The organism is Longicatena sp. 210702-DFI.1.196 (assembly GCF_020563125.1).
Taxonomy (GTDB): domain Bacteria; phylum Bacillota_I; class Bacilli_A; order Erysipelotrichales; family Erysipelotrichaceae; genus Longicatena; species Longicatena caecimuris.
In genome coordinates, this window is record NZ_JAJCPX010000081.1 from 1 (window position 1) to 1,444 (window position 1,444).

Here is a 1,444-nt window from a genome sequence, read left to right on the forward strand (position 1 = left end):
TTACCTGCTGGATAAATGAGTCATTGTCCAGTTTTTCCGGGTCTGCCACCTGTCCGTTGACAATCCCTCTTTCCTCCAGAGCTTCCCGGATGGCGATTGGGTCGATGTCGTCAAAACGGTCCTGTTCTTCTTCGGTATAGAACCGGTCCTCCTGAATGAGCTGGGCAAGCCTGCGCTGTACCTTCGGCCAGGGCAGCTGCGTTTCCTCCGGGCTGCCAGCACGGACAACGAACAGGCTGTTGCTGTTACTGCCGCCGTATTCCTGAGCCAGCCATGCGGCGGTATCTTTTTCTCTTGCATGGTCTTTCATATAGCGGACAACAGCGTGTTTACTCTCGATATTGCCGTTCCATGCACAAAGGGCTGTATCAATATCTTCCTGCGAAAGAGGGCGCAGAAGTTCATGGAGCTTTGGATAGGTTTCGTCGATCACTTCCCGGTGCAGACGCTGGCGGAACTCCGGCACATCCGAATAGAGTCGGATCAGCTCCATATCCTTAGAACCAAGGACCGCACGGCGCACAGCGGCATTACCCTCGATGACAGCATTTTCACGGTCAGAATGACCGCAGGCATTGCGGTATGCGGTATCCTCAGAAATGGCGGCAGTCACCACAGGCTTATACTGCTCAAACTGCTCCCCAAGGGTAGGCTTTGGTGTTTCTTCATCCATCTCCGGCTGCTGGGCTTGAATGGCATCTTCTTCGGCCAGTTCCTGTTCAGACTGGATCTTGTCATACTGTGCCTGTTCCTGTTCGGTAAGATAGCGGTCTTTCTGGACAAGTGAGGTAATGCGCTTGGCAACCTTTTCCCAGTTCAAGTGAACATCCGGGCAGTCCTGCTTTTTATAGTGCAGTCCTTTCCCATCGTGATCTTCGCCGCTGTGTGTTGCGCCGGACAGGGCATGAGAGCGTCCGCCAATGCCATACTCGTCTTTGAGGAATCTCACTTTCTCCTTATCCGTATGGTTTGCCATGAAGAACGCATAGATACGGCCTTTTCCTCCGGCGAAACTGCTGCCGCCGGTCATAGCGGCGTCGATCTCATCCTCGGTAATGAAGTGCTGAACGATTGGCACTTGGGAAAGGTCTGAAGAAAAGGTCCTGCGCGGCAGGTCAAGGTCCTTCAAGTTCTCCCAGATCTCCCTTGGTCTGTGATAGTGAAAACGCAACAGGTCACGGTCCTGCTGATAGGCAGTCCAGAAGGCGGCGTATTCTTCCTTGAGTGTCTGGCGGAAAGCCGGGTCACTCAGCTGCTCCGTCAGGCGGCGGGTCTCCTCCGGGAAACCATTGCCTTTGATCTCTGACAGGCAGGACAAATATCCGGCTTCTCTGGCACCCTCACTGAGATCGTGATACAGATACCAGAGCTTTTCTGCAAGGAGGGATTGTTCATAGCCTGCCGCTTCTGCAAGCTCCACATTGGAGGCAAACTGGCCGCTCTC

Annotated in this window: 1 pseudogene; it reads right to left on the reverse strand. The window is 53.9% G+C overall.

The window, feature by feature from the left end:
* Nucleotides 1-1,444: pseudogene (locus LI241_RS15440) on the reverse strand (DEAD/DEAH box helicase); the annotation flags it as partial.